The sequence below is a fragment of the Candidatus Protofrankia californiensis genome (assembly GCF_900634765.1).
Classification (GTDB): domain Bacteria; phylum Actinomycetota; class Actinomycetes; order Frankiales; family Frankiaceae; genus Protofrankia; species Protofrankia californiensis.
Genome location: NZ_CAAAFT010000493.1, coordinates 1 through 3057, shown reverse-complemented (window position 1 = coordinate 3057; position 3057 = coordinate 1). Strand labels below are relative to the sequence as shown.

At 71.1% G+C, this 3057-nt stretch carries 1 protein-coding gene; it reads left to right on the top strand.

The annotated features are described in order from the left end of the window. The first annotated feature begins 73 nt into the window (after positions 1-73). Positions 74-1828: an acyl-CoA dehydrogenase family protein gene (locus tag DD1DGNOD_RS25720; RefSeq protein WP_131768896.1), complete on the top strand. Its 1755-nt coding sequence runs from the start codon at positions 74-76 to the stop codon at positions 1826-1828. The last annotated feature ends 1229 nt before the right edge of the window (positions 1829-3057 follow it).

The following is a 3057-nucleotide window of genomic DNA, read 5'->3' as shown; positions in this document are numbered from 1 at the left end:
ACCGATACGACGATGCTGCAACTGCGGCACCGGTGCCGCAGGAGGCACCGGGCGTTCGGCCGGGGAGGTTGGGATGTCGGATATCCACGTACCGGCGGCTTACGGAGTACCAGCGAATCACGCGGTACCGACCAGCCGTGACGTCCTGTCCACTCACGAGGTCGTCAACCAGGTTCCGCCGCTCGTCGGCTACGACGCCTTCACCACGGACACGGCTCTCGTCGAGGCGGTGCACCGCCACGGTGCGGGGTGGGCTGTGGACGAGCTGTCGGCCCTGGGACGCCTCGCCGGCTCGGCCCGGGCCCGGGAATGGGGTGAGGCGGCCAACCTCTACCCGCCCGAGCTGCACACCCATGACCGTTACGGCTACCGAGTGGACGAGGTCCGGTTCCATCCCGCCTACCACGAGTTGATGACGGTCGCGGTACGCAGCGGTATCGCTGGCGGTCCGTGGCGTAACCCGATACCCGGAGCACACGTGGCCCGCGCCGCCGCCATGATGATCTGGTCCCAGGTGGACGCCGGGCACACCTGCCCGATCTCGATGACCTACGCGGCCGTTCCCGCGTTGCGGGTTGACCCGGATCTCGCCGCGCGGTGGGAGCCGCTGCTGACCGCCCCGCACTACGATCCGGGGCTGCGCCCGTCCGCGGCCAAGGCCGGTGTGCTCGCCGGTATGGCGATGACGGAGAAGCAGGGCGGGTCCGACGTCCGCGCGAACCTGACCCGCGCCGTCCGCCGGAGCGGCGACGACGGTACGTATGCCATCACCGGGCACAAGTGGTTCTGTTCGGCGCCCATGAACGACGTGTTCTGCGTGCTGGCGCAGGCTCCTGGCGGGTTGTCGTGTTTCGTCGTTCCCAGGGTGCTGCCCGACGGGACCCGCAACGTCTTCAGGCTGCAGCGGCTCAAGGACAAGCTGGGCAACCGGTCGAACGCGTCGTCGGAGGTCGAGTTCGCCGGCACGACCGGCTGGCTGCTCGGCGAGGAGGGACGCGGGGTTGCCACGATCGTGGAGATGGTCGCGCTGACCCGGCTCGACTGCGTGCTGGGGACGGCCGCGCTGATGCGCTTCGGCGTGGCCCAGGCGCTGCACCACGCCGCCCACCGGCGCGCCTTCGGCCGGTATGTCCTCGACGCTCCGCTGGCCCGCAACGTGCTGGCGGACCTGGCGGTGGAGGCCGAGGCCGCCCTGGTGCTCGGAATACGGCTGGCGGCGACCCTCGACTCCAGGCCGGCGCGCCCCGCCGGGGGCGCATCCACCGGCAGTGCATCCACCGGTGGCGCTGCCCCGGCCGACTCGGAGCGGGCGATCAGGCGTTTCGGTACTGCCGTGGCGAAGTTCCACGTGTGCAAGCGCGGCCCCTCGCACCTGGCCGAGGCCCTGGAGTGCCTGGGTGGAAACGGCTACGTCGAGGAGTCGGGAATGCCCCGCGCTTATCGGGAGGCTCCGCTCAACTCGATCTGGGAGGGCACGGGAAACATCAACGCTCTGGACGTCCTGCGGGCGATGGGTCGTGAGCCCGGGTGTGTCGAGGCGTTCGACGACGAGATCGACGCTGTCGCGGGCAGCGACCGCCGGCTGGACGAGGCTGCCCGCAGCCTGCGCCGTGAGCTCGCGGCGGTCGACGAATACGGTGCCCGCCGGCTCGTCGAGCGGATGGCGCTCGTGCTGCAGGCCGCGTTGCTGGTCCGCTACAGCACTCCGGCGGTGGCGGACGCGTTCTGTGCCTCGCGCCTGGAAGGCGGTGGAGGATACGCGTTCGGAACCCTTCCGGCGGGGCTGGACCTCACAGCTATCCTCGAGCGTCATCGTCCGAAGCTCTGACTGTCCCATGCGCTGTGGTCCGGTGCGCTGTGGTCCGGTGCGTGAGGCGATGCGTGGGTCGCCGTATTGCGAAGCCGGTCCGGCGGGTTCCAGGAGGCCCAGATCCCCAGGTTCCTGTGTTAGTGATGAGGACCCGGATGATCCGGATGATCCGGCTATAGGTTGATTACGTAGTGTCAGGATATGACCGTGAGGATCCGGGTGGGTTGTGCCGCGGAAACCTATGGCGGATACGCTTAATATCGCTGTTCCGACGACATCGGCACAACCGCCGCCGTGCGAACCTGACCGGAGGATGCCCGCGTGGTCCGAGGAGACTCCGACCCCCGGGGCGGCCGACGAGGTGATCCTCGAAGCGACCCGCGGGGGGAGCCGCGTGGGGTGGCGGACGGTGACGACGAGGAGACGTGGCCGCCGCACGCGGCGGCGGGTTCGCCCCGGCGCGGGGCGGATGCGCCACAGCGGCCGGTGCCCGGTTCGCCGCCGTCCCGGCCGGGTGTGGTAGGGCCGGGTCAGGCGGACCGTGGAGACGAGCGACTCACGTTCGGTCGGGCACGGACGCTTACCGCAGGTAATGGATTAGTTGCTTTCGCCACCCTGTCGGGCAGCTCCTCCAGGAACGGCTCATCTGCCGGCACTAACGGACTCAGCGGTCACGCGCCCGGCAGCCATGGGCCGGGGCCGTCCCCCGCGGGGCGGGCCGGGCCGGGGAAGCAGGCCGGTCCAGTCGGCAACGCGCCGGGGGAAGCTGCTGGTTTCGGTCCTGCGCCAGCCGCCGGCGGACATCCGGTGGCGCGTGGTTCCAGCCCACTTGCACCGACGCATCGTGGGCCGGGGTCGGCTGCCGTCGATCCCCTCCATACGCAGGCCCGTCCCGGCAGCCGCCCAGATCCGCAGGGGGCCCGCGGGTTCGGTGGTCTTGATCCGCTTGACGCGACCACCGTTGTGCAGCGTTCTCCTGAGCGGGGTTTTCCCGACCGGGCCTCGGGGTCGACCGCGCACAGCCGCGGTGTGAACCCGGCCGCGCATGGTCGTGGTGCGGACCCGGCTGCTCGGGGGCGTGCGGCAGGCGCCGGCCCCGGGACGGACCCCGGGCCGGCCCCGGGATCGCCGTTCTACACCGGAGAGCCCACGCAGGGATTCGACCCGTTCCCGGAACGTGGACGTGACAGTGTGCAGTCCGCGCCCGCCGCGCCCGCCGCGCCCGCGCGCCCGCCCGGTAGCGGCAG

Coding starts and splice junctions, on each gene's coding strand:
- DD1DGNOD_RS25720 (WP_131768896.1), top strand. CDS start 74: ATGTCGGATATCCACGTACCGGCGGCTTACGGAGTACCAGCGAATCAC.